This window comes from Chryseobacterium sp. c4a (assembly GCF_009900745.1).
Classification (GTDB): domain Bacteria; phylum Bacteroidota; class Bacteroidia; order Flavobacteriales; family Weeksellaceae; genus Chryseobacterium.
Genome location: NZ_WXVU01000012.1, coordinates 153,751 through 176,274 on the forward strand (window position 1 = coordinate 153,751; position 22,524 = coordinate 176,274).

The 22,524-nt window shown below is 35.1% G+C and carries 18 protein-coding genes; 11 read left to right on the plus strand and 7 right to left on the minus strand.

The window, feature by feature from the left end:
• Window positions 1-55: 55 nt before the first annotated feature.
• Complete coding sequence (locus GTR01_RS16040) at window positions 56-2,662, plus strand: TonB-dependent receptor (protein ID WP_160138811.1); 2,607 nt, start codon at window positions 56-58, stop codon at window positions 2,660-2,662.
• 45 nt (window positions 2,663-2,707) lie between these two features.
• Here the strand turns inward: GTR01_RS16040 and GTR01_RS16045 are convergent, their stop codons facing one another.
• The 4 genes from GTR01_RS16045 to GTR01_RS16060 all read right to left on the minus strand — a co-directional run bounded on the left by GTR01_RS16045 (window position 2,708) and on the right by GTR01_RS16060 (window position 6,559).
• The gene (locus GTR01_RS16045) at window positions 2,708-3,160 is read right to left on the minus strand and encodes an adenylyltransferase/cytidyltransferase family protein (protein ID WP_160138812.1); all 453 of its coding nucleotides are present in this window, start codon (window positions 3,158-3,160) and stop codon (window positions 2,708-2,710) included.
• A 12-nt stretch (window positions 3,161-3,172) separates the two neighbouring features.
• Entirely contained in the window at window positions 3,173-3,937 is a 765-nt protein-coding gene (locus GTR01_RS16050; protein ID WP_160138813.1) for a methyltransferase domain-containing protein, read from the minus strand.
• Window positions 3,938-3,958: 21 nt separating this feature from the next.
• Window positions 3,959-4,978: a UDP-glucose 4-epimerase GalE gene (gene galE, locus GTR01_RS16055; protein ID WP_160138814.1), complete on the minus strand. Its 1,020-nt coding sequence runs from the start codon at window positions 4,976-4,978 to the stop codon at window positions 3,959-3,961.
• Window positions 4,979-5,434: 456 nt separating this feature from the next.
• The gene (locus GTR01_RS16060) at window positions 5,435-6,559 is read right to left on the minus strand and encodes a DegT/DnrJ/EryC1/StrS family aminotransferase (protein ID WP_160138815.1); all 1,125 of its coding nucleotides are present in this window, start codon (window positions 6,557-6,559) and stop codon (window positions 5,435-5,437) included.
• A gap of 87 nt (window positions 6,560-6,646) precedes the next feature.
• On the opposite strand from GTR01_RS16060, the gene GTR01_RS16065 reads away from it, so the two are divergent.
• Window positions 6,647-8,251, plus strand: a complete 1,605-nt coding sequence (locus tag GTR01_RS16065; protein WP_160138816.1) for a S8 family peptidase — start codon at window positions 6,647-6,649, stop codon at window positions 8,249-8,251.
• Window positions 8,252-8,285: 34 nt separating this feature from the next.
• On the opposite strand, the gene GTR01_RS16070 is transcribed toward GTR01_RS16065, so the two are convergent.
• Both GTR01_RS16070 and GTR01_RS16075 read right to left on the minus strand, forming a co-directional pair.
• Window positions 8,286-8,864: a hypothetical protein gene (locus tag GTR01_RS16070; protein WP_160138817.1), complete on the minus strand. Its 579-nt coding sequence runs from the start codon at window positions 8,862-8,864 to the stop codon at window positions 8,286-8,288.
• A 5-nt stretch (window positions 8,865-8,869) separates the two neighbouring features.
• Complete coding sequence (locus GTR01_RS16075) at window positions 8,870-11,404, minus strand: phosphoenolpyruvate carboxylase (RefSeq protein ID WP_160138818.1); 2,535 nt, start codon at window positions 11,402-11,404, stop codon at window positions 8,870-8,872.
• A gap of 272 nt (window positions 11,405-11,676) precedes the next feature.
• Here GTR01_RS16075 and GTR01_RS16080 point away from each other — a divergent pair, with 272 nt between their 5' ends.
• From GTR01_RS16080 to GTR01_RS16090, 3 genes are all read left to right on the plus strand, one after another.
• Window positions 11,677-12,243, plus strand: coding sequence for a Crp/Fnr family transcriptional regulator (locus tag GTR01_RS16080; protein WP_160138819.1), 567 nt, complete (start codon window positions 11,677-11,679; stop codon window positions 12,241-12,243).
• 56 nt (window positions 12,244-12,299) lie between these two features.
• Window positions 12,300-12,881, plus strand: a complete 582-nt coding sequence (gene def / locus GTR01_RS16085) for a peptide deformylase (RefSeq protein WP_160138820.1) — start codon at window positions 12,300-12,302, stop codon at window positions 12,879-12,881.
• 64 nt (window positions 12,882-12,945) lie between these two features.
• The gene (locus tag GTR01_RS16090) at window positions 12,946-13,551 is read left to right on the plus strand and encodes a hypothetical protein (RefSeq protein ID WP_160138821.1); all 606 of its coding nucleotides are present in this window, start codon (window positions 12,946-12,948) and stop codon (window positions 13,549-13,551) included.
• Between the two features lie 132 nt (window positions 13,552-13,683).
• On the opposite strand, the gene lpdA is transcribed toward GTR01_RS16090, so the two are convergent.
• Window positions 13,684-15,084 carry a dihydrolipoyl dehydrogenase gene (gene lpdA, locus GTR01_RS16095; protein ID WP_160138822.1) on the minus strand — a complete coding sequence of 467 codons (1,401 nt, stop codon included), beginning with the start codon at window positions 15,082-15,084 and terminating at the stop codon, window positions 13,684-13,686.
• 99 nt (window positions 15,085-15,183) lie between these two features.
• Here lpdA and GTR01_RS16100 point away from each other — a divergent pair, with 99 nt between their 5' ends.
• From GTR01_RS16100 to GTR01_RS16125, 6 genes are all read left to right on the plus strand, one after another.
• Window positions 15,184-15,594, plus strand: coding sequence for a winged helix-turn-helix transcriptional regulator (locus GTR01_RS16100; protein WP_160138823.1), 411 nt, complete (start codon window positions 15,184-15,186; stop codon window positions 15,592-15,594).
• Between the two features lie 156 nt (window positions 15,595-15,750).
• On the plus strand, window positions 15,751-16,914 hold the full coding sequence (locus GTR01_RS16105; protein WP_160138824.1) for an iron-containing alcohol dehydrogenase: 1,164 nt from the start codon (window positions 15,751-15,753) through the stop codon (window positions 16,912-16,914).
• An 880-nt stretch (window positions 16,915-17,794) separates the two neighbouring features.
• Window positions 17,795-19,897 (plus strand): phage baseplate assembly protein V, encoded by a 2,103-nt coding sequence (locus GTR01_RS16110; protein ID WP_185155137.1) that lies wholly within the window; start codon window positions 17,795-17,797, stop codon window positions 19,895-19,897.
• Window positions 19,898-19,908: 11 nt separating this feature from the next.
• Window positions 19,909-20,082, plus strand: coding sequence for a hypothetical protein (locus GTR01_RS16115; RefSeq protein ID WP_160138825.1), 174 nt, complete (start codon window positions 19,909-19,911; stop codon window positions 20,080-20,082).
• 2 nt (window positions 20,083-20,084) lie between these two features.
• Window positions 20,085-21,557 carry a T6SS phospholipase effector Tle1-like catalytic domain-containing protein gene (locus GTR01_RS16120; protein ID WP_160138826.1) on the plus strand — a complete coding sequence of 491 codons (1,473 nt, stop codon included), beginning with the start codon at window positions 20,085-20,087 and terminating at the stop codon, window positions 21,555-21,557.
• A 50-nt stretch (window positions 21,558-21,607) separates the two neighbouring features.
• On the plus strand, window positions 21,608-22,524 hold a 917-nt coding region (locus GTR01_RS16125), incomplete at its 3' end, for a DUF2931 family protein (protein WP_228452257.1).

Consider the following 22,524-nt stretch of genomic DNA (forward strand, 5'->3'; position numbering starts at 1 on the left):
GATTTTAAAGGTATGTAGGGTTATCCCTTCACGATTTTATACAAAAAAATAACCTATGAAGAATAAGACAGAAATTGTCAATATTTTCACCAGAAAAGCACTAGGACTTACATTCGTACTTTCGGCAGCTGCAATGGCATTTGCACAGGAGAAAGCCGGCGTTACGGGGATCATTGTCAATAAAAAGAATCAACCTGTACCTTACGCCTCAGTAACCTTTACGAACAAAGCCAACAAATCATTAAGTGATGCGGTATTGACCGATGAAAAAGGGCAATACAAATTACAGCTTACTCCCGGAAGCTATGATATTACTGTAGAGGCTATTGATTACAAAAAAAGCATCATCAATAAAAACATTACCGGAGCCGGTAATATTGGTGCCCTATCTATTGACGCTTCAACGACATCCACATTAGATGGAAAAACACAAGAGTTACAAGGGGTTGTTATTACAGCATCTGCAGCTAAACCTTACAAGGTAGAGCTGGATAAAAAAACGTATGATCCATCTCAGGATATTGTAAGCAAAGGAGGAAGCCTTCAGGATGTTCTGACAAATGTTCCGTCAGTAACAGTAGATACAGATGGAACGGTTTCTATGAGAGGAAGCTCCAATGTAAAATTCTTAATTAATGGTAAGCCTTCTTCCCTATTGGGTATTGATGATGGAGCGAATGCTTTGCAGAGTATTCCTGCTGACCAGATTGAGAAAATTGAAGTAATCACGAACCCTTCTTCAAAATTTGAAGCTAGTGGAACTTCCGGTATCTTAAATATCATTCTTAAAAAGAGCAAAAAGATTGGGTTTAACGGAAGCGTGGTTGGAACTTTGGGATATTTTCCAAGAACATCTCTAAACGCCAATTTAAGCTGGAGAAAAAACAACTGGACTTGGTTTGTAAATGGTGGCGGTGGCTATACAGAAAACAAGACGAAAAACAATTCTGAAACCACTTACCATAACATTAAATTCCCAACAATAAATCCTATTCCAACTACACAGGACGAAATAGATCAAATTCCAACCATTGCTGTTCATCAGCTTCAAAATTCAACCAATAAGACGTATAGCAAAAACTATAATTTGAATGCTGGTTTTGTATATGATATTTCAGACAAAACATCCATTAATTTAACGGGATTAGTAAGAACTTTTGAAGGGGATGGAAATGAGCTTGTCAACACTTATGATACTTTCTATAAATATACTGGAAATACTTCAAATTTATGGAAACTCATGAACCCTTACACATTAAGGGATGCTAAAAGTATCTTTAACAATCTTGCCTTCCAGGGAGATGTAGGGTTGGATCACAAGTTTGATGATAAAGGTCAAAATTTATCTTTATCATTAAGTTTACAAAGAAACAGAAGTAACAATAATGCTGATATTCTGGAGAGTTTAGATTACGTACCTTCTGTACAGGATATTACAAGAAGGCATTCTGTAAGCAAAACCATAATAGGAAAAGCAGATTATGAATTACCAATAGGTGAAAATTCAAAACTTGAAGCCGGTTACAGACTAGATATCAATAACAATACTTATGATAATTTTGTAAGCAGTACGTCTAATAATCCTCTTATTCCTGATTATAACAACAATACAGATTACAAGGAAATGTTCAACGCATTCTACTTGCAGTTTAAGAGTAAGATTGGAAACTTTGGGTATCAGGTAGGATTAAGAGATGAAATTTCTAACATTAAAATCAACTATATCAGCCAGAACCCTACGAAAGCCCCATTAGATAAACCCAAGAATTACAATAATTTATTTCCAAGTGTATTCTTAAGTTATGATATCGCGAAGAACAATCAAATCTTAGTTAATTATTCCCGCAGAATAGACAGACCAAGATCTTTCTTTATGGTTCCTTTCCCGAACTATACGAATAATCAGAATATTTTTGAAGGAAATATTGATTTGAATCCATCTTATGTAGATTCATATGAAGTAGGTTATAATCTGACTAAGAAGAAGTTTACCCTAAACCCTACTTTCTATTACAGACATGCCACAGATGACACTAAAATGCTAGTCTACAGACCGGATGAAAGAGAGAAAGTATTCTATACTAAACCTGAAAACTTAGGAAATGATGATCGTATTGGTTTGGATCTGAACTTTACCTATGATCCTTTTGCATGGTTTAAAATTATGGGTAGTGCCGATATATTTAGATACAAAACAACGGGAATTGCTTCCTATCTGACGACAGATATCAATGGTTTATCTCAGACAAGGACGTTAAACTTTAACGGTAGTGGTTTCTCCACAAGATTACGTCTTAATACAACGTTCAGATTGGATAAGACATTAAGCGTACAGTTACAAGGGTTTTACAGAGGAGGTCAAAAAACAGACAACCAAGATAGAAAAGATATGTATGCTTTGAACTTTGGAGCATCTAAAACAATCTGGAAAGGAGATGGAACTATTTCTTTCAATATTCAGGATATCTTTAACACAAGAGGTATGGAAGTATTTAACTATACAAGTGACTATACGAGAAGCAGCTATATGCAATGGCAGCCAAGACAGTTTTCTGTATCTTTAACCTATAGATTCAAACAAGGTGAGAAAATAGAACAGCCTAAGAGAAAAAAGGATATTAATTCTAATACAACCGGGGACGAACAACAAGGCCCGATGTAATACAACAAAAATCCCGAAAAGTAATTTTCGGGATTTTTTATTCTTTTATTTTACAGTTTCTGGTCTTTCAGCTTTTTCTTTTTCAGCTTCGTAAATTCTTTTTCTTAAATCGCTGGTGGAAAACCTGTGGTCTCTTTTGTTATAAAAGATCTCAATTCCTTTGTCTTCACAATATTGTTTACCGGTAAAATCTCTATCCATGTAATCATCACCAATGATTCTTACATCGATTACAAATGATTTTAAAATATCCAGCAAATCCTCTTCGGTGTAGTAAGGAATAATTTCATCTACAGCGTTCACTGCTTTCAACTGAATATAACGTTCAACGATCGTTTGACTTGGCTTGTTCTTATTGGGACGATCGTGAGATGGATCAATCTGTAACCCAACAATCAGATAATCACACACTGTTTTTGCTTCTTCAAGCATTTTGATGTGCCCTGCGTGTAATAAATCAAATGAGGAAAATGTAATACCTATTCTTTGTGTCTTCATATTAATGTTAAATTAAAACTTCGCTGAGATAAATGTTCTTTTAAAGGGATAAAAGACCGGTGATTCAGGGAAGATGTTTTGTAATTGTTGTTTATAATCGTTTTTAAATTGTTCTTTCATCTCATCAGGAAGCCTTTCTATATAAGGAAGCATCGCTGTTCCGGAAGCCCAGGTAAATACAGCCTCTGCATTTTCTAGAACATGGGGAAATACTTTCTCATACACGGTAATGTTTCTTCCTTTATGATCAAATAATATTCGGGCGTAGTCTTCAATCGTTAAAACGGTATACTCTCTTTCCCAGCCATTATAAGCACTTTTATAAGGTTCAGTACCAGCAATCTTTCTAAGAAGCTGATGTACTATATATTCATGATTAGATGGTATCTGTACTGCTAACTGGCCTCCTTCCTTAATCTTACTGATGATTCTTGGAAAGAGTTCCTTATGATTATTACACCATTGGATTGCTGCATTGGAAATAATCAAATCATAGGTGTCTCCTAGATGAAGCTGTTCTTCAATACTTCTTTTTTCAAAACTCAATCGGCTTGTTTTGAATTGAGCTGCTTTTTCTAGCATTTCCTCTGAAGAATCTATTCCTAAAACCTTTGAGTCTTCAAGATAATCCAAAAGCTTAGACGTTAATTCTCCTGTTCCACATCCCAAATCTATAACAGATATTCCTGTTCTTGATTCGACAAGCTTTAAAAGATCAAAGAATGGAGCAGAGCGCTCTTCTTTAAACTGATCGTACACTTCCGGATTCCAAGCCATAATGATTGTATTTTTATGATTCTAATTTCTCGAATTAAGATATTTTTGCCATTCCCAGACTGTTCTTAAAGACTCTTCCAGTGATGTTTCAGATTTCCAATTAAGTTCTCTATCCGCTTTAGAAGGATCAGCATAAGCAATAGTAATATCTCCTTCTCTTCTATCGCAGATCTGGTAAGGCACCTCTACTTCATTTGCTTTTTCAAAAGCTTTTACAATTTCCAAAACGGATGAGCCTTTTCCTGTTCCCAAATTAAAAATATCAATTACAGCTTCTACTGATTGATCTTTTATAAGTTTCTTCAAAGCTAATACGTGAGCTTTTGCCAAGTCCATAACGTAAATATAATCACGAACCGCTGTTCCATCTGATGTTTGATAGTCATTTCCCCAAATGCTTAGTCTCTCACGTACTCCTGCAGCAGTCTGCATTACGTAAGGAACCAAATTATTGGGAACTCCTATTGGCAGTTCTCCAATTTTTGCAGAGGGGTGTGCTCCAATAGGGTTAAAATATCTCAACAATGATATTTTCCTGTTGTATGCCTTCGCAAAATCGATCAGAATCTCTTCTCCCATTTGCTTTGTTTTCCCGTAAACGCTTTCAGGCATTTTCAAGGGTGTATTTTCATCAATCGGCATCACATCTGCCTGTCCATATACGGTACATGATGAACTGAAAATAAAGTTTGAAATTTCTCTTTCTTTAAATTCCTGAAGAATATTGATTAGGGAAAACAAATTGTTTTCATAATAGTCTACAGGTTTTACCTGGCTCTCTCCTACAGCTTTGAAAGCTGCAAAATTAATACAGCCATCAATTTTATGTGCATCAAAAACCTGAGAAAGAAGTTCTTTACGCTTCAGGTCAAAAGGATAAAAAACAGGTTTTTTACCTGTAATTTCCTCAATATTTTTTAAAATAAACCTCTCCGAATTGGATAGATCATCTACAATAACGACATCAAAGTCATTATTGAGAAGTTCCACTACAGTGTGAGAACCAATGTATCCAAGTCCTCCGGTAACAAGTATTGCCATTTTTTAATCTTCGTGTTTTCCTATATTTTCTATTTCATTTTTTTCTATTTCTCTATAATTTAGATAGTAGATATAAAAAAGAATAAAACCTATAACTAATGTATTAAAAATAATTACAAAGTTATAATATGAATTGTTAATGTAACTTTTAATTAAGGTATAGTTAGCAAAACAAACTAAAATAAAGATCACTACCGCAAAAAAATTGAGAATAGCCTTTGTGTATTTTAATTTGTAAAAAATAACGATCACCGCCATTAAATTTACAATAATGTAAAGAGAGTATTTCAGAATATTTTCAAAAATACTCTCTTTATAGTATTCAGAGTAAGATGAGGAATTATAGGATATCACCGTATTTATTAAATAAAGTGAATAGATCCCTGTAATAAAAAGATGAAACCCTAAAAAGATTTTATACTTTTTACTTTTAAGAAAAAATTCCTTCATACTTTTTTATCCCATAAACTCAAGCACAGCATCTGTGATATACTTTAGCTGTTCTTCGTCTAATTCCGTATGCATCGGTAGAGAGATCACCTGATCCAAAAGCTTATCTGTATTCACAAAGTCAGCAGCATTACTTTCCTGGAAATATGCTTTTTGCTTTCTTAGTGCTACCGGATAGTAGATCATTGCCGGAATTTCCTTTTCTGTAAGGAACTTCTGAAGTTCGTTTCTCTTACCGTTCAGGATTCTTAGTGTATATTGGTGGAATACGTGAGTAGAGCTCTCAGATCTTTTAGGTGTTAAAATATTTTCATTCCCCGCAAAGGCTTCATCATAATAATCTGCAGCTTTTCTTCTTGCTTCATTGTATGAATCCAGGTGAGGTAATTTTTTTCTTAGAACAGCAGCTTGAATACTGTCTAGACGAGAGTTCACTCCTACCTCATCGTGATAGTATCTTTCGTACATTCCGTGGTTTACAATTCCTCTTAAACGGTGTGCCAGATCATCATTGTTTGTAAAAATAGCTCCACCATCTCCATAACATCCAAGGTTTTTGGACGGGAAGAAAGAGGTTGTTCCTACTGTTGCCATAGTTCCGGCATATTTTGATGTTCCATCGGAGAATGTATATTCTGCACCAATTGCCTGTGCGTTGTCTTCAATTACATATAAATTGTACTCTTCTGCAATTTTCAGAATTTCCTCCATATTGGCACATTGTCCGAATAGGTGTACCGGAATAATTGCTTTTGTCTTTGGAGTGATCGCTTTTCTTAAAGCATCTGTTGATATTGTAAAAGTATCATAGTCCACATCTACTAAAACCGATTTTAATTTAAGTAAATGAATCACCTCTACTGTAGCTGCAAAAGTAAAATCTGCAGTAATTATTTCATCCCCTTCCTTCAAATCCAACGCCATAAGGGCAATCTGTAATGCATCAGTTCCATTAGCACATGGAATAACATGCTTTACATCTAAATAAGACTCCAATTCATTCTGGAAAGACTTCACTTCAGGACCGTTGATAAAAGCCGCGGAATCCATTACATTTAAAACTGCATTGTCTACATCATTCTTTATTTTGTAATACTGACTTTGCAAGTCAACCATCTGAATTTTTTTCATAAATAAATTATTTCTGTAAAAATAAGGATTTTAAAATCCTATCAAAAATTTTATTGATTTTGTTTTTATCTTTATACAAAAATTTATATGAAAAAATTTTTACTCTTTTGTTTCCTAGCAGGTTACTCCTATACTACAGCACAAACTCAGCTTGTTTTTGTGTATTTTAAGGATAAGCCTAATAAAGCTGCTTTTTTTGCTAATCCTCTTTCTGAACTTAGTCAAAAATCCCTTGACAGACGCACAATATTAGGAATATCACTTAATGATCAGGATGCTCCCATAGAACAATCTTATATACAAAATCTTCAAAATCTGGGATTTACCGTCACCGATTATTCTAAGTGGCTTAATGGTGCTGCTGTAAATGCTACTGCTACTCAAATTGCCCTTTTGCAAACACAGCCTTTTGTACTTTCTGTGGAAAGTTTTGCCAAAAACGGAGCAACTATTGTAAAGTCGTCACCTGTTAATAAATGGAATAAGCCCACCAATGCACAAAAAGTGCTTACAACTTTTGAATATGGTTCGGGGACAGCACAGATAGACCAGAGCAATATAAGACCTCTTCATCTTGCCGGTTATACCGGAACCGGAATTTCTATTGCTGTTATTGATACCGGATTTCCCACCGTAAATACCGGAGCAGCATTTCTAAGATTAAGAAACAATAATAAAATAAAAGGCGGCTATAACTTTGTCAACAAATCAACCGACATCTATAATTCTTCCCTGAATGCCCATGGCACAACTGTTTTAGGTGTTATGGGTGGATATCTGGAAAATGTTTTTACAGGTTCGGTTCCGGATGCTGATTTTTATCTGTACTGTAGCGAAAATACAGCAGCTGAAATCCCGGAAGAAGAACTCTATTGGATTGAAGCAGCAGAAGAAGCTGATAGAAAAGGGGTCGAAATTATCACCACATCCCTTGGATATAATGTTTTTGATAACCCACAATATAATTACACCTATGCTAACATGAACGGGACTACTTCCTTTATTGCTAGAGGGGCCGGAATTGCTACAGACAAAGGAATTTTCGTCCTTGTTGCTGCTGGAAATTCAGGAGATAAGCCGTGGCATTATCTTCTTACCCCTTCAGACAATCCTAAAGTATTTACCATTGGCGCTGTAGATGCTGCCGGGAATTCTTCCATATTTTCATCTTTTGGCCCTAATTCACTTGGAGTCGTTAAACCTGATGGAAGCACCCGCGGAACGGCTACGGCTACAGTTTTAGGTGACACAACTTATAGTACTAACGGAACCTCCCTTGCCACTCCTATTGCTGCAGGAGGGGTAGCCTGTCTTCTTCAGGCATTTCCTACCATGAACAGGGATCAGCTCAAAACAAAATTAAGACAAACGGCTTCACTTTATCCTAACCATAATGACCAGATGGGATATGGCATTCTTAATTTTGGAAGTCTGTACAACAGTGTATTAAATACGTCTGAAATTGTAAAAAAAGAAAAATTTGCTCTGTTTCCGAATCCTGTTAAAAATATTTTGAATATTGCATCAGAAAATGGTATCATTTCACTGGAAATTTATGATAATCTGGGAAGATTAATCAGAAAAGTAAACAACGAAAAATCAGTAAAAGTTGATGACTTTTCCAAAGGAGTTTATTATCTTAAAATCATCTCACAAGACAAAGTTTATTATGAAAAATTTATAAAAGAATAAATAAAAATGGCTGTTTCAAATGAAACAGCCATTTTTATTTAAGTTTGTTATTGGAATTAGTCAGCAAAGGGACATGCACCATTCTGGTAATTTTTCTGGGAATATATTCTCCTTTCTTACTATGTTTTTTTGCAAAAGGAGAAAGCATTTCTATACCCTCATAAGTGTTGGCATCTTTTGATAGAAAACGGTCAACATTAATTTCACCAATGCGAATTACTTCATTCTCATTTAGCTTATCTTGGTCAAACGGCAACTCTTGGAAGTATACAGGAATTAAAGCAGAAAACTGTTTAGGATTGGAAAATGATATATCTTCCATATTCAGTTTCAGGTATAATTCCGGTGGCTGGCAATTGTATCCTTCCCCACAACCAAAACAAGTATAAGATAGTAATACATTATACTTCTTGCTTACAGGATTATATTTCAATTCAGATTCTCTAAGATATGTACTGGCTTCGTTTACAAACACCTCAAGATCTTGGTATTGATATGAAGTGTTTTTTTGTGACTTTATACTAAACTCAAATTCAAATTTCCACATTTGTCTAGCCTGACCAGATCCCAAAATAGAAATGAACAATAAGAACACAGCACTTAATCTTTTCATTCTTTCTAAGCAGAATTCCTACTTGCATTAATATTTCCGAACAAAGATCTTGTTACCAGTTTTTCATAGGCTTCTTTATTTCCCTCTCCTTTCTGGATTTTCATCAAAGCATATTGCTGAATACTCAACAGCGGAAGAACAATTTTTTCACGAATTTTCACAGATTTTCTGGATAATGGATCTTCTTCCTGAAGCATTTTGAACCCTGTAAGCTCCAACATAATGTCCCTTGAAAGCTCATATTCATTGAAAAGAATATTCCAGAAAGCACCGAATTTAGGATTGTTTTTGATATAATACGTCAACGGAAAGTAGGATTTGTTCATACTCATCATTGAATTTAAAACCAATGTTTTAAAGAAATCCGAACCTTTATACAAGTCTCTAACCTCTTCAAACCTTCCTTGCTCTTTCATCTGCTGCATTGCATATCCAAAACCAAAAAACCCGGGAACATTTTGCTTCAATTGTGACCAGGATCCTACAAATGGTATCGCTCTTAGATCTTCAAATTTCAGTTCACTTCCGCCACCTCTTTTCGATGGGCGGCTTCCAATATTTGTTTTTCCATAGTACTCCAATGTACTCATCTCCTGAAGATAAGGAACAAACATTGGATGAGCTTTCAAATCTGAATATTTCTGGTAACTGATATTGGCAAGCTCAATGATCAATGCTCTTTCTTTTTCTGTAAGATCTTTTTTAGCATTTTTGAATACATCATTTTCTACCCCGGCCGTCAAAAGCTGTTCAAAATTATACTTTGCCTGTTCTTTATTTCCAAAAATACTGGTAATAGTCTGCCCTTGAATCGTAAGTTCAATTTTATTGTTGGCAATTGTTTTTCCTTGGGAAGCATAGAAGTCATGGGTCTTTCCTCCTCCTCTTGCTGGCGGCCCGCCTCTACCGTCAAAAAATACCACTTTGATATTATTTTGTTCCGAAAGTTTAGTCAGCACTTCTTTTGCTTTATAAATTTCCCAATTGGCTTTTAAATATCCGCCATCCTTTGTTCCATCAGAAAATCCTAGCATAATCGTCTGCTGATTGCCTCTTCTTTCAAGATGTTTTTTATAGACAGGGTTCTGATACAGTTCGTTCATCACATGTTCTGCATTATCAAGACCTTCCATGGTTTCAAAAAGCGGTACAATATCCATATTGATTTCCTCATCCTGATAACCACAAACCTTAAAGAATGCGTAAACATTCATCACATCTTTCACAGCATCGGAATTGGAAATAATATAGCGGTTCATGCCTCTCAATCCATTCAGATCCTGAATTTCAGAAACCTGAGAAACCGTTAGTAAAGTATCTTTTACAATATCTTCAAAATCGTTGGCATTTACAGAATTTGACATTTGAATCAGCTTATTGAATTTTTGTTCATGATCTGCCTCCTCATCACCATATACTTTAGCAAAAACTTCATCAATTACTTTCTGATGAATCCTGCTGTCCTGGCGAATATCCAATGTTGCGAAATGAGTTCCGAAAATCTTCACACGATCTCTGAAATTAACCAAAAGATCCAGGAACAAGGAATTGTGTTCATTGATCAATATTTTTTCAGCTTCATCCGTCTTCTTTAAAATCGCTTCTGCAGTAATTGTTTTTCCATCAAAAATTGCAGCATACAATTCTTCACTTAAAGCGGTTAATACTTCAGAAACACCTCTAAAGCTCAATCTTCTTCGGATAAATTTCAAGTGGCTATAATAAGACTTTAGAATTGCAGAACGAAGTTCTTCGGCCACTCTTTTGGTGACATCTGCCGTTACAAAAGGATTTCCGTCACGATCTCCACCTGGCCAGAAGCCAAGCTGAATAATATCTTCATGCAGATGGAAATGTCCGTTTCCAAATATTTTTTTAATCTTAGTAAATAGTTCACCAATGGTATCATAATACACATATCTCAGATATGAAATAATACTCAAAGCCTCATCAATAGGTGTAGGTTTTTCTTTATTCACAAAAGGTGTTTTTCCTAATTGCTGCAAAAGTGTATCAATCTGTGTAACGGAATCACTGGTAATAGCTCCTCTCAGATCCTGAATAATTCTCTGTACTGAACTTGGATAAAACTGAGTAGGGTGTGCGGTAAATACAACCTTCACACTGAAATCTTTCAGTTTCTCACGTACCTTTTCAATTTTATGATCCTGAAAAGAGCGTTCAAAAAGATTGGTTACGGTTCCGCCATCACTCTCAGAATGTAGATTTGGAAACGCAGCATCTTCGATACTATCGAATAAAACCACTTGCCTCTCTATATATTGGATGATCTTAAAAAGCAGTTCAAGTTTCTGCTCTTCAGTCTGAAGATCCGTATGGTTTTTAAAAAATTCTTCGACGATTTCTTCGGGTGTTTTTCCTACCTCATAGCCGGTTCTGCTTTCCTCATAAAGGAACGGAAGCAGCATTCCGATATTCGTCATTTTATCATAGGGCAGGCTCATAAATAATGAATTGTAGATCTGGAATTTATTCTCCACGATCTGCCTGAATTTTTCTGCGCGTTGGTCGTGTCTCATAATAACAAATGTAAGTGATTTTGAAATTAGTTGAATTGATAAATGACAAAAAATGAAAAGTTAATTTACTTATTTCAAAATTTATTTTTAAAACTTTATCATCACCTGAAAATTAAAAATAATAGTGATAACTGCAGTCTTTTTTATCATAAAAAGTTAAGCATTCCATACATCATCATTATATGTATCTTCAATGAAACATTTCGTAACTTTGAACCTTCATTAATTCTTATCTACAATATCATCCGATGCTGTATTAAAAAATGTCACAAATGGGTTATATCAGAGAATATTACGAGCAAATTGTTAAGCTACAAGAATCTGAATGGGAATTTATCGCAGGATATTTCCATAGAAAAGTGTATGCTAAAAATGAGATCATTACTCAGCAAGGCAATACAGAAAATTTTCTATCTTTCATTGAATCCGGATTGGTCAGGTTTTATATTCCTGATGATGAACATGGCTATACTTTCAGCTTCAGTTTTGAAAAAGAGTTCACCTGTGCCTATGATTCTTTTCTTACCCAAACACCTTCTGAATATGAGATGCAGGCATTAACAGAAACTGTGGTATGGCAAATTTCTTACAACGACTTACAGAAAATATACAGTCAAACCAATGTAGGAAACCATTTGGGGCGTTTTGCTTCAGAGAAACTGTTTCTGGCAAAAAGCAAAAGAGAAATATCTTTATTGAAGCTTACGGCCAAAGAACGGTATTTAAAATTATTCACAGAACAGCCTGAACTGCTCCAACGAGTTCCGTTAAAGTATATTGCTTCTTATATCGGGATTACTCCACAAGCTTTAAGCAGAATCCGTAGACAGATTAATTAACATAGGTTCATTGTATATCTCTCCTCTTCTGCTGAACTTTGCAGAAAATTATTTCAATGAATTTACCTATTGTTGCCTATGGAAACCGCATTTTAAAGCAAAAATGTGTATCAATTAATGAAAACAGCCTGGAAATCCAGGATCTCATTTCCAATATGTGGGAAACCATGGAAAATTCCAACGGATGTGGACTTTCCTCGTCCCAGATCAATAAACCTCTACAGCTTTTTATTGTTGACAGCCAAATCATCTTTGAAAACTTTGATACTGAAGATCAGCTCCTTAATTTCGAGAGGAATGATAAAGGAATCAGGGAAACTTTTATCAATGCTAAGATCATCGATTCTTCTGAAGAAACCTGGGAAGATTATGAAGGCTGTCTAAGTATTCCCGGCTTGTCTCAAAAAGTGGAAAGGCCATGGCAGATTACTATTCAATATCTCAATCAGGATTTTATCCAACAAACGAAAACTTTCAGTGGGTTAACAGCAAGAATCATACAGCATGAATATGATCATACGCAGGGTGTTTTATATATCGATCATTTAAAACCCCTGACGAAAAAAATGATTGAATCCAAATTGAAAAAGATCATTCATGGAAACATCAAAACAGGATATCCTATGAAGTTTCTATAATCCACTCAAAGCATTAAAAAGCATCAGTAATTTTTGTAAATTTGTCCTGAAAACGCATTTCTTTATGAAAATAATCATCACTCTTTCCCTGATCATTTCCAATCTGCTTTCTGCTCAGATCACGGTTCCTGATGATTATAAAAAAATCCCGAATATTCTGGACACTACGGAATATCTTTATCCATTCATCATTCCCAGCAAAGAATATGATTACTGGAGGGTATTGACCAATGACCCTGATCCGGATAAAGCTATCATTTATGAAAGTCAGGCTCCTCTTTACATGACAATTAACGAGCCTGCTCCTGAAAAAGGATTTCTCCAGAAATGTATGGGTAATAACTGTTTTTCATATATCCTTGCCTGCAAAAAAGACAGAACTGTTTATTTTTCCAATGAACAACAATTAAGAGATTTCGTCGGAACAGTTGATAATCTTCCCGAAGCGCTTTTAATAGCGACTACTTATGGATATTCAATTGACACTCAAAATCATTTCACGGGTTCCTACAAAATTGATGATCACTACATTTCACTATATGCTTTACAGGCTAAAGGTTGTCCCGTAATTAAAGAATCTTTTTTAATTAAAATCAATCGAAAATCTGGAAAACTGGCAGCTAAAAGTAATGGTATTTACTCAAAAAGTGAAAATTGCAATACTTTATAGCCTGTTTTAAATATACAAAAGCGTAAAGATTATATTACACAAATGCACGAATAAAATAATTCGTGCATTCATTGAAAATTTAAAACAGGTTGACCTAAAATAATTTTTTTGTGTTTTTTATCGTCTTCACCATCAGATATTAATGGCTCCTTGTCCAGAAGCTATCAGATAAGCTTCCTTCAAAGTCTCTGAGTAGGTTGGATGGGCATAAGAAATACGAAACATATCTTCTGCGGTTACCTCATACTCCTGTGCAATTACGCCCTGTGCAATCAGGTCAGCTGCTCTTGCTCCGATAATATGTACACCAAGAACCTCTCCATATTTTGGATCTACCAAAACTTTTGCAAACCCATCCACATCCATAGCAGCTCTTGCTCTTGCGCTTGCCGAAAACGGGAATTTCCCAACATTATAGGCAATATTATTCTTTTTAAGATATTCTTCGGTATAGCCCACAGATGCTACTTCCGGCCAGGTATATACAACTGATGGAATACGATTATAATGGATATGATGTTTTTGTCCGTTAATCAATTCCGCAACCAAAACCCCTTCTTCTTCCGCTTTATGGGCGAGCATTACTCCTCCTATAACATCACCAATAGCATAAATATTAGAAACAGAGGTCTGATTATTTTCATCTACTTTAATAAATCCACGTTGATCCAACTGTACATCAGTATTTTCCAGCCCCAATCCTCTTGTATAAGGGCTTCTTCCTACAGCAACAAGAATATAATCGGCTGTCAATTCATTTTCTGTACCGTTTTTATCTTTAAAAAAGACTTTTGCTTCAGACTCTGAACCTTCTGTTTTATATACGGATTGTCCCAAACGGATATCAACACCTTCTTTTTTAAGAATTTTTTGCAGATTTTTTCCTAATTCATGATCCATAGCGGCGATCAGATGATCTGCATATTCAAGAATAGTGACCTTGGTTCCAATTCTGTTAAAAATAGAAGCCATTTCTACTCCAATGACTCCCCCACCAATAATGATCATTGATGTGGGTTTATCGTTTAAAGATAAAGCCTGAGTAGAAGTGATGATTCTTTTTTTATCAATTTCTACCCCTGGAATAGTTGAGGGTTTTGAACCTGTTGCAATGATATAGTTTTTGGCAGTAATCTCTTTAACTTCTGTTTCATGAACAACTTTAATGGTTGTGTTATTGATAAAACCAGCTGTACCTCTCAAACGAGTAATTTTGTTTTTACTCATTAGGAAATCAAGTCCACTAATATTCTTACCTACTACCTCTGACTTTCTTTTGTACATCTGGGTAAAATCAAGTTCTATTTCATCAAGCATAATTCCATGCTCTTTAAATTTATGATGAGCTTCTGCATAGTGGTGAGTACTGTCTAGTAAAGCTTTTGTCGGAATACAACCCACATTGGTACAAGTTCCGCCCAACGCTTCATATTTCTCAATTATTACGGTTTTATACCCCAATTGAGCACTTCTTATAGCAGCAACATATCCTCCGGGGCCTGAACCAATTACGGCGATGTCATAATTTTCCATTTGATTTATTAATTTTTTATGGTTAAATTTACTTGCAAAATAAAAGCAAAATTAAAACAAACACTTTCAATTTGCAAGTAATATTTTAAAATAAAAATAATGAGTAAAAAAAGATCAGACTGTCCCATCAGCTGTTCTCTGGAAATCTGGGGTGATAAATGGTCATTATTGATCATCCGTGACCTGATGCTTAAAAAAGAATGTACTTATGGAGAGCTTCAAAAAGCTGATGAAAAAATTGCATCCAATATTCTGGCTACAAGGCTTCAGAACTTATTGGAAAATGGCATCATTGACAAGAAAAACCATCCGGACAATAAGTTAAAAATATTATATCATCTTACAGAAAAAGGGATTGATCTGGTGCCAATTATTGTTGAAATGAATCTTTGGGGAGATAAGTATCTAACGATCCCGGATGATAGAAAGAAACTTCTTGAAGAGATTAAAAAGGATAAGGAAGGTTTTATCAAAAGAGCGAAGGCGTACCTGTCTAATAATGTCAAATAAATACAATTAAAAAGACTATCAATCATTACGGATATTGATAAACACGGGATTAAGTTTTGATAGCTTTCATAAAATACAATCATAGCAATTTTAAAATTTCATTAACTTAATTTTCCCTTTTCATTCCGTAAATTTGAATAAAATAAATTTAGAATAATGCTTAATTTCGAATTTAAAAATCCGACTAAAATACTTTTTGGAAAAGGTGAAATCGCTAAAATCTCCAATGAAATTCCAAAAGACGCTAAAATATTAATGATCTATGGTGGTGGAAGCATCAAAAACAATGGTGTTTACGACCAGGTAAAAGAAGCCTTAAAAGATCATGATTTGTATGAATTTGGAGGAGTTCCTGCAAACCCAGAATACGAAGTATTAATCAATGCTATTAGCTTTATTAAAGAAAACGGAATCAATTACCTTCTTGCTGTAGGTGGAGGTTCTGTTATTGACGGAACTAAGTTTATCTCTGCAGCAGCGAACTATGATGGTGAACCTTGGGATATTTTGAGAAAGCAGGTAAGAACGTTTGAAGGAGAAGGAATGCCTTTTGGAAGTATCTTAACACTGCCTGCAACGGGTTCTGAAATGAATTCCGGATACGTTATTTCAAGAAGAGAAACTAATGAAAAATTATCTTCCGGTGGGCCTGGACTTTTCCCACAATTCTCTGTTTTAGATCCTGAGGTCATCAGATCTATTCCTAAAAACCAGATTGTAAACGGGCTTACTGATGCGTATACTCATGTATTGGAACAATATATGACAGCACCATCTTCTGCAGATCTTCAGGAAAGGATTGCTGAAAGCATCCTAATCAGCCTTCAGGAAACCGCTCCAAAAGTATTAGCAGATGAATTCAGCTATGATGCTGCCGGAAACTTTATGTGGTGTTGTACCATGGCATTAAACGGGTTGATTCAGAAAGGAGTTATTACAGACTGGGCAGTGCATGCAATGGGACATGAATTAACAGCTTACTTTGGTATTGATCATGCCAGAACTCTGGCTATCATCGCTCCTTCTCACTACCGTTATAACTTTGAAGATAAAAAAGGGAAACTTGCCCAATATGCTGAAAGAGTATGGGGAATTAAAGAAGGTTCTATCGAAGAAAAAGCAGAACTGGGAATCAAAAAGCTTGAAGAATTCTTCCACAGCCTTCACATTAAAACCAAACTTTCCGAATATACAGAAGACTATAAAGGTACTGCTGAAAGAGTGGAAAAAGCCTTTACAGAAAGAAATTGGATGGGACTTGGAGAGTATAAAAAACTAACTCCCCAGGATGCTTCCAAAATTGTAGAAATGAGCTACTAAAAATTTCTCAATACATTCCTGCTTTAAGCTTTCGTTAAAGCAAAAGAATATACATTTTATAATAAGAGCAGGTTAAAACCTGCTCTTGTTGATTCTGAACATTGGTAAATTCATGAATAAGTAAACCTGTTACGCATTATGAATTTAAAAAAGAAAAAAGTTGCTCATTTGATTGAAAAATCAGCAAACTAAACCAACTATAAAACACTCACAATAAATAATTTAAAATACGCTGGAGAACCATTATCTCATTGAACGTTGCTTAGAAGCAAAGGGTATTTATCTTCAGAAATTCAAATTGACTTGCTTAACCACGCTAAAATAGAATTAGAAACTCCTAAGAGCGTTAATAAAAAAATTACAAGCCTCAATTTTACTTATTCAAAAAACAAAGAAAGAGGATTAAACATTATTCTTCCAATTTAGTAATAAAGCATACTTCAACCGAACTATCAATTATTTAAAATGTATAAGGGGTAATTGAAATTAAATTATTGGTTTGTACTCATGTTTTAAGACCTGTTTTATAAATATTTTTTTAAAAATAACTGATTTCTAATTAGGTAGGCTTTGTCGTAGAACTACTACAATTTTCGAAAAAACTATTGATTCATTTTGTGGTGAATTTTTATGGTAGTATATTAGTCTTAATTAAATCATGAAATATTGGCTGTGAAAATACATTCAACATTTCTTATAAGTAATATAGTAAAGTACTCAGACTAATGCTTTACTATTCTGAAACATTCTCATACCCGTCTTTAGGAAAAGGACATGGAGGCCCGCAATTTTGCCTGACCGTGTATGAGCTAATTAAGGCCAGCAAATAAATGGGTATACTCATTTTATATTTAAAAACACAACTGTAAAAAAATTATTTATGTTTCAAAAATTCAAAGGGGATCTTCCACAAAAAGGAGATTCGTCCAAAGTAAATCTTCCTAAAGCTGTTAATAAAAATACAACTGATCTTAGCCGGGGAATTGATCCAAAAAAGCAAGCTAAAGACGCAGAGCAGAAGTTTATGAACCAAAATCTGGTTCCCAACCAGCCTACTACAGTCGATAAAAAATTATGGGCAAAACAACCCACCTCAAAAATTCATAATGCTGCTGCGATCCCATCAAGTGAAGTAGCAGGAATCAACCGTGTTGTAAAATTACAAATTGTAATTGATGGCACTGTTATTAAATATTTCAAACACTTTAAATTAGTACAAAGTGCCAATAAGCATCATGAGTTTAACATCACACTGGCTTATGATGTTTTGGGAGATGCAGAGAATCATAACATGAAACAGGTACAGAGTTTTTTGGGAAAACGTATCACTGCTACTTTTAGTTACAAAGATGTAGAGAATTCTCCGGAACGGAATTTTGTGGGGGTGATTACTGAAGTGGGTTTTGCACAGGATAAAGGAAGTCTGGGAAATATTGTTCTTACCGGTTTTAGCCCCACTATGCTTTTAGATGCCGCTCCACACACCCAGAGTTTTGGCGGAAAAGAACCTGTAAGTCTTAATACCATTGCATCTGAGGTGCTAAAAGAAGGATTGGGTGAAAACAAATTTGATTTCAGAGTAGATGCAAAACATAATAATGTCAATTATAGTTCTCAGTACGAAGAAACCCATTACAACTATCTGGCTCGTATAGCAGAAGCGTATGGCGAACAGTTTTTTTATGATGGTGAAGTCATGCATTTTGGAAAGCTTCCACCCCCTGAAAATACACTTACCCTTGTCTATGGAAGCAGTGTAAGTGATATTAGTGTGAAGATGCGTGCCCTGCACGTGAATCCAATATTCTATGGATATAATAGCAGCAGAAATGAAAAGCTTCAGACGGGAAGTTCAAAGATTGATCATAAATCAGAAATTGCCAAACAGGCGTACGAGATTTCAAAGAAAACATACACAACTCCCTCTTTAAGAGTAGCGCCGATTCAGGCCGTTAATTTTATGGATGTGGAAGACTCTCAAAAAGGGACAGCTGGAAGCAATGCCTCGGAAGTGTTTATCACTTCGGGAACTACTTCTGTTCCTTTTTTATATCCCGGTTGCTGTGCTAATTTGGAAATGCGCAAACCTGATTCCAATGAAACAATGTATTTTACGAAAATAATGATGCTTAATGTGGTGCATGAAGTGGATGGGCGGGGTTATTACGAAGGTAGTTTTGATGCTATAGCCGCCGACTCCGGGTTTATACCAAGACCGGAATTTCAGGTACCTAAAGCAGATCCTCAGTTAGGTAAAGTAATCTCCAATACCGATCCTTTGAATCAGGGACGAGTACAAGTGCAGTTTGACTGGCAAAACCATAATACGACCCACTTTATTAGAATGATGAGCCCCGATGCAGGAGGAACCGATCAGGTTACTCAAAACAGAGGGTATATTGCAATTCCTGAAGTTGGCGACCAGGTAGTAGTCGGATTTGTACACAATCATCCTGACAGGCCTTTTGTGATGGGAGGTATATTCCACGGGGAAACAGCATTGGGAGGGGGTATTAATAATCATATGCACTCTATACAAACCAAAAGTGGAATTAAAATCTTAATGAATGATGATGAAAATAGCGTCACTATTCTGGATCCGAGTGGGAATACCTGGTTTATGGACGGACAAGGAAGTATAACTGTAACAGCCCCTAAGAATTTTACGGTAAACGCAGGAGAAAATATTACGATGAAAGCGGGAAAAGAAGTCTCCGTGGATGCAGGAACAAATATTACCCATTCTGCAAACGAAGATATAACTTCTGTTGCCGGAAAAGATATTGCACAAACTGCTTCCGGAGATATCAGAGAAATGTCGGATAATCGTACGGAGCTGATAGAAAAAGACTTTAAACGACAATCTGAAATCTCAAATGAAGTAGCCAGAGAAATAGCAATGTTCAGTGAAAAAGAAAATATGACCATGCAAAGCGGGAAAATTGTAGAATTTAATAGTGCTGAAAAATCTAAGTTATTTTAAAATTTACAATGATGGCAATAAGGAAATCAGCAAAAAATATCACCATTGAAGTTAAAGAATCTTATCATTTAACCGTGGGAAATAAAGTAGAAAAAATAGCAGAAAAGATAAATGTAGAAGCAACCGGAGGAAATCTGACTCTTGCTAGTAATAGGAAAATAGTATCAAAAGATAATGCTAAATAATTATGGCAAACTTCGGAGATTATACGCCACCACCGCCACCCAAAGGAACTATCGATATTAGGATTGGGGTGTTTTTTGATGGCACACAAAATAACAGAACAAATACAAACGCCAGGTTATCCCCAAAAGGAAGTGATGCTAACAAAGCTTATCATAAACTGTCTGATAAAAAAACAGACAGTTATGTGAATGATCTTTCTAATGTAGCTCGTAAGGAATTGCATTATGCAAAAGATAACTTTACAGATAGTTTGTATATTGAAGGTATAGGTACTGACGATTTAGGCGCTGATACAGATGATATAACAACGGTGTTTGGAGAGGGGCATTTAGGGGTTGCTTTTGGCTCAGGAAAACAGGGCATTGTAGCTAAAGTTGCAAAAGGATGTAGTCTGCTGGCAGAAAAAGCAAAAAACTTAAAAGGAAAAGATAAAATAAATACCTTAACTGTTGATGTATTTGGTTTCAGCAGAGGTTCGGCAGCGGCTAGAAACTTTATTTATGAATTGAGTAAAAATAAAAGTGGTGACATTTGGGGCTCACAACTGGTGAAATATAAGTTAGAATATTCACGGCTTCAAGTACGTTTTGTAGGCTTGTATGATACCGTTTCTTCTTACGATCCAAATGCTACAAACACCACAACAAGTGCTAATTTCGATAATGATGTGAGTGAATTACATTTAAATGATCTTAATCTGGAAATCAATAACTTGTATAAAGCAAAAAAAATAATTCATTTTTGTGCTGATGATGAACATCGTAAAAATTTTATGTTAACACCAACTGCAAAACGAGCAGGCGGGCAAGATTTTTATTTGCCTGGCGTACATTCTGATGTTGGCGGCTGCTATACTGATAAAATGAATGAAATTAATTTTCAAATTATGGATTTGGACAATTATTGGGGAGATGGCCGTAGTGATAAAGAATATGACGAAATACTCAACAATGATTTAAAAGATTTAATTGCACAAGGTTGGGGATTTTCTAAAGTTGTTGAGCCTGATAGTGATCACCAAACCCATATGACCCGCTATGGCATTCGTAATACCTATAGCTATGTTACGCTTCATCTTATGTCTGAAAAATTGAATAAAGAATATGCAGATTCTATTGATATGAAAGAATTAAAAAATGATTTTTATATTCCAAATCCAAGCACAGCAGATGAGTTTGATTTGAACAAAGTAAAGCAGCGTTTAGAAAAGTATATTTATGGTGAATTACCGAAAATGACCTACTATACCCGATCACAGATTGAACAAATGCGAAAAAAACTTGATTTAAAAAATACAAAGGAGGTAGAGCGTTTTAATCTAAAAGTATATGACCATAATATGCTGAATCGATTAAGAAGCAAATACATACACTGGAACTCAAAATTTGGAGACGGAGTAGGTGCTTATGAACCCAACTACAAAATTGTAGGTAAAACTATTGTTAGATTTCGTAAAATAGAACCCAACTCATGAAAATTATACAACTTTTACTATTAATATTTATAATATCCTGTAAACCTCAAATGAAAAAGTACGAATGGCTACCCACGACTAATGCTCCGGAATTATATCCAACAAGAATCCATAATGGCCATTTTTATTTAGAAGATGGAGGTAGTGTTTATTTACCTACTGCTGCTATTAATCATAATGGATGGGGAAATTCTGGTTCTACACACACACAAGGTGAAGACTTAAAAGCACTGCCTGTAAAAATGGATATTACCTGGGCATCATTTATTGAGAACAAATTTTATACAGGTAGTTGGGATATGCCTATTGATACTTTTAAAAAACTTTTTGAGAAAGGAACTATAGACTGGCGAACTGGGAGAACTTCAAATTACACAGAAATAAGAGTAAGTTGTGCACCTGGTGGTATAGTGGTTGTTTGGGTATATGGTGATGACCAGCAGATAGAAGTGGCTCGTTTTCAAGCAAAAGAAACAAGTGTTGCTATGAAAGATTTTGTACCTGGAAATCCAACCATAACACAAGAAAAATATTTTGACAAGTCAGCATCTGTTCCTGAAGCTTATGAAAATCTAAAAAAGAACGGTATCCAATATGATATCTGGGATATTTATAGGAAGAAATATAATTGGCGTGCCAAAACTGAAATTGAGGGACATCAATTAATGAACATTGGATTTAAAATGTTTAATGGTGAGGAAGAAACCATTTTTAATGAGAAAATTCTTGAACCCATTAAAGAAAATCCCTTTAAGCCAAGAGCTGTCCCTAAAATATTAAACTTCATTTTCGAAGATAATAAAAAGCTTCAAACTGTTTTTGAAGTCAAACCCTTTGATGAAGAAGAGATAATGGGTTTATTCAAACAAGCAGATCCCAACAAACCAATAGAGATAATTTTGCGTATGAATGAAGATTTCAGTAATAGAAGTTTAATTTTTAAACAGGGAGATAAAGAGATTCCCAT

What these genes read in the sequence shown, in the direction of transcription:
- GTR01_RS16075 (WP_160138818.1), bottom strand. Translation starts at nt 11,404, where the DNA reads ATGAGACACGACCAACGCGCAGAAAAATTCAGGCAGATCGTGGAGAAT.
- GTR01_RS16115 (WP_160138825.1), top strand. Translation starts at nt 19,909, where the DNA reads ATGGCAATAAGGAAATCAGCAAAAAATATCACCATTGAAGTTAAAGAA.
- GTR01_RS16060 (WP_160138815.1), bottom strand. Translation starts at nt 6,559, where the DNA reads ATGAAAAAAATTCAGATGGTTGACTTGCAAAGTCAGTATTACAAAATA.
- galE (WP_160138814.1), bottom strand. Translation starts at nt 4,978, where the DNA reads ATGGCAATACTTGTTACCGGAGGACTTGGATACATTGGTTCTCACACT.
- GTR01_RS16100 (WP_160138823.1), top strand. Translation starts at nt 15,184, where the DNA reads ATGAGTAAAAAAAGATCAGACTGTCCCATCAGCTGTTCTCTGGAAATC.
- GTR01_RS16105 (WP_160138824.1), top strand. Translation starts at nt 15,751, where the DNA reads ATGCTTAATTTCGAATTTAAAAATCCGACTAAAATACTTTTTGGAAAA.
- GTR01_RS16040 (WP_160138811.1), top strand. Translation starts at nt 56, where the DNA reads ATGAAGAATAAGACAGAAATTGTCAATATTTTCACCAGAAAAGCACTA.
- lpdA (WP_160138822.1), bottom strand. Translation starts at nt 15,084, where the DNA reads ATGGAAAATTATGACATCGCCGTAATTGGTTCAGGCCCCGGAGGATAT.
- GTR01_RS16070 (WP_160138817.1), bottom strand. Translation starts at nt 8,864, where the DNA reads ATGAAAAGATTAAGTGCTGTGTTCTTATTGTTCATTTCTATTTTGGGA.
- GTR01_RS16065 (WP_160138816.1), top strand. Translation starts at nt 6,647, where the DNA reads ATGAAAAAATTTTTACTCTTTTGTTTCCTAGCAGGTTACTCCTATACT.
- GTR01_RS16110 (WP_185155137.1), top strand. Translation starts at nt 17,795, where the DNA reads ATGTTTCAAAAATTCAAAGGGGATCTTCCACAAAAAGGAGATTCGTCC.
- def (WP_160138820.1), top strand. Translation starts at nt 12,300, where the DNA reads ATGAATTTACCTATTGTTGCCTATGGAAACCGCATTTTAAAGCAAAAA.
- GTR01_RS16045 (WP_160138812.1), bottom strand. Translation starts at nt 3,160, where the DNA reads ATGAAGACACAAAGAATAGGTATTACATTTTCCTCATTTGATTTATTA.
- GTR01_RS16090 (WP_160138821.1), top strand. Translation starts at nt 12,946, where the DNA reads ATGAAAATAATCATCACTCTTTCCCTGATCATTTCCAATCTGCTTTCT.
- GTR01_RS16120 (WP_160138826.1), top strand. Translation starts at nt 20,085, where the DNA reads ATGGCAAACTTCGGAGATTATACGCCACCACCGCCACCCAAAGGAACT.
- GTR01_RS16050 (WP_160138813.1), bottom strand. Translation starts at nt 3,937, where the DNA reads ATGGCTTGGAATCCGGAAGTGTACGATCAGTTTAAAGAAGAGCGCTCT.
- GTR01_RS16080 (WP_160138819.1), top strand. Translation starts at nt 11,677, where the DNA reads ATGGGTTATATCAGAGAATATTACGAGCAAATTGTTAAGCTACAAGAA.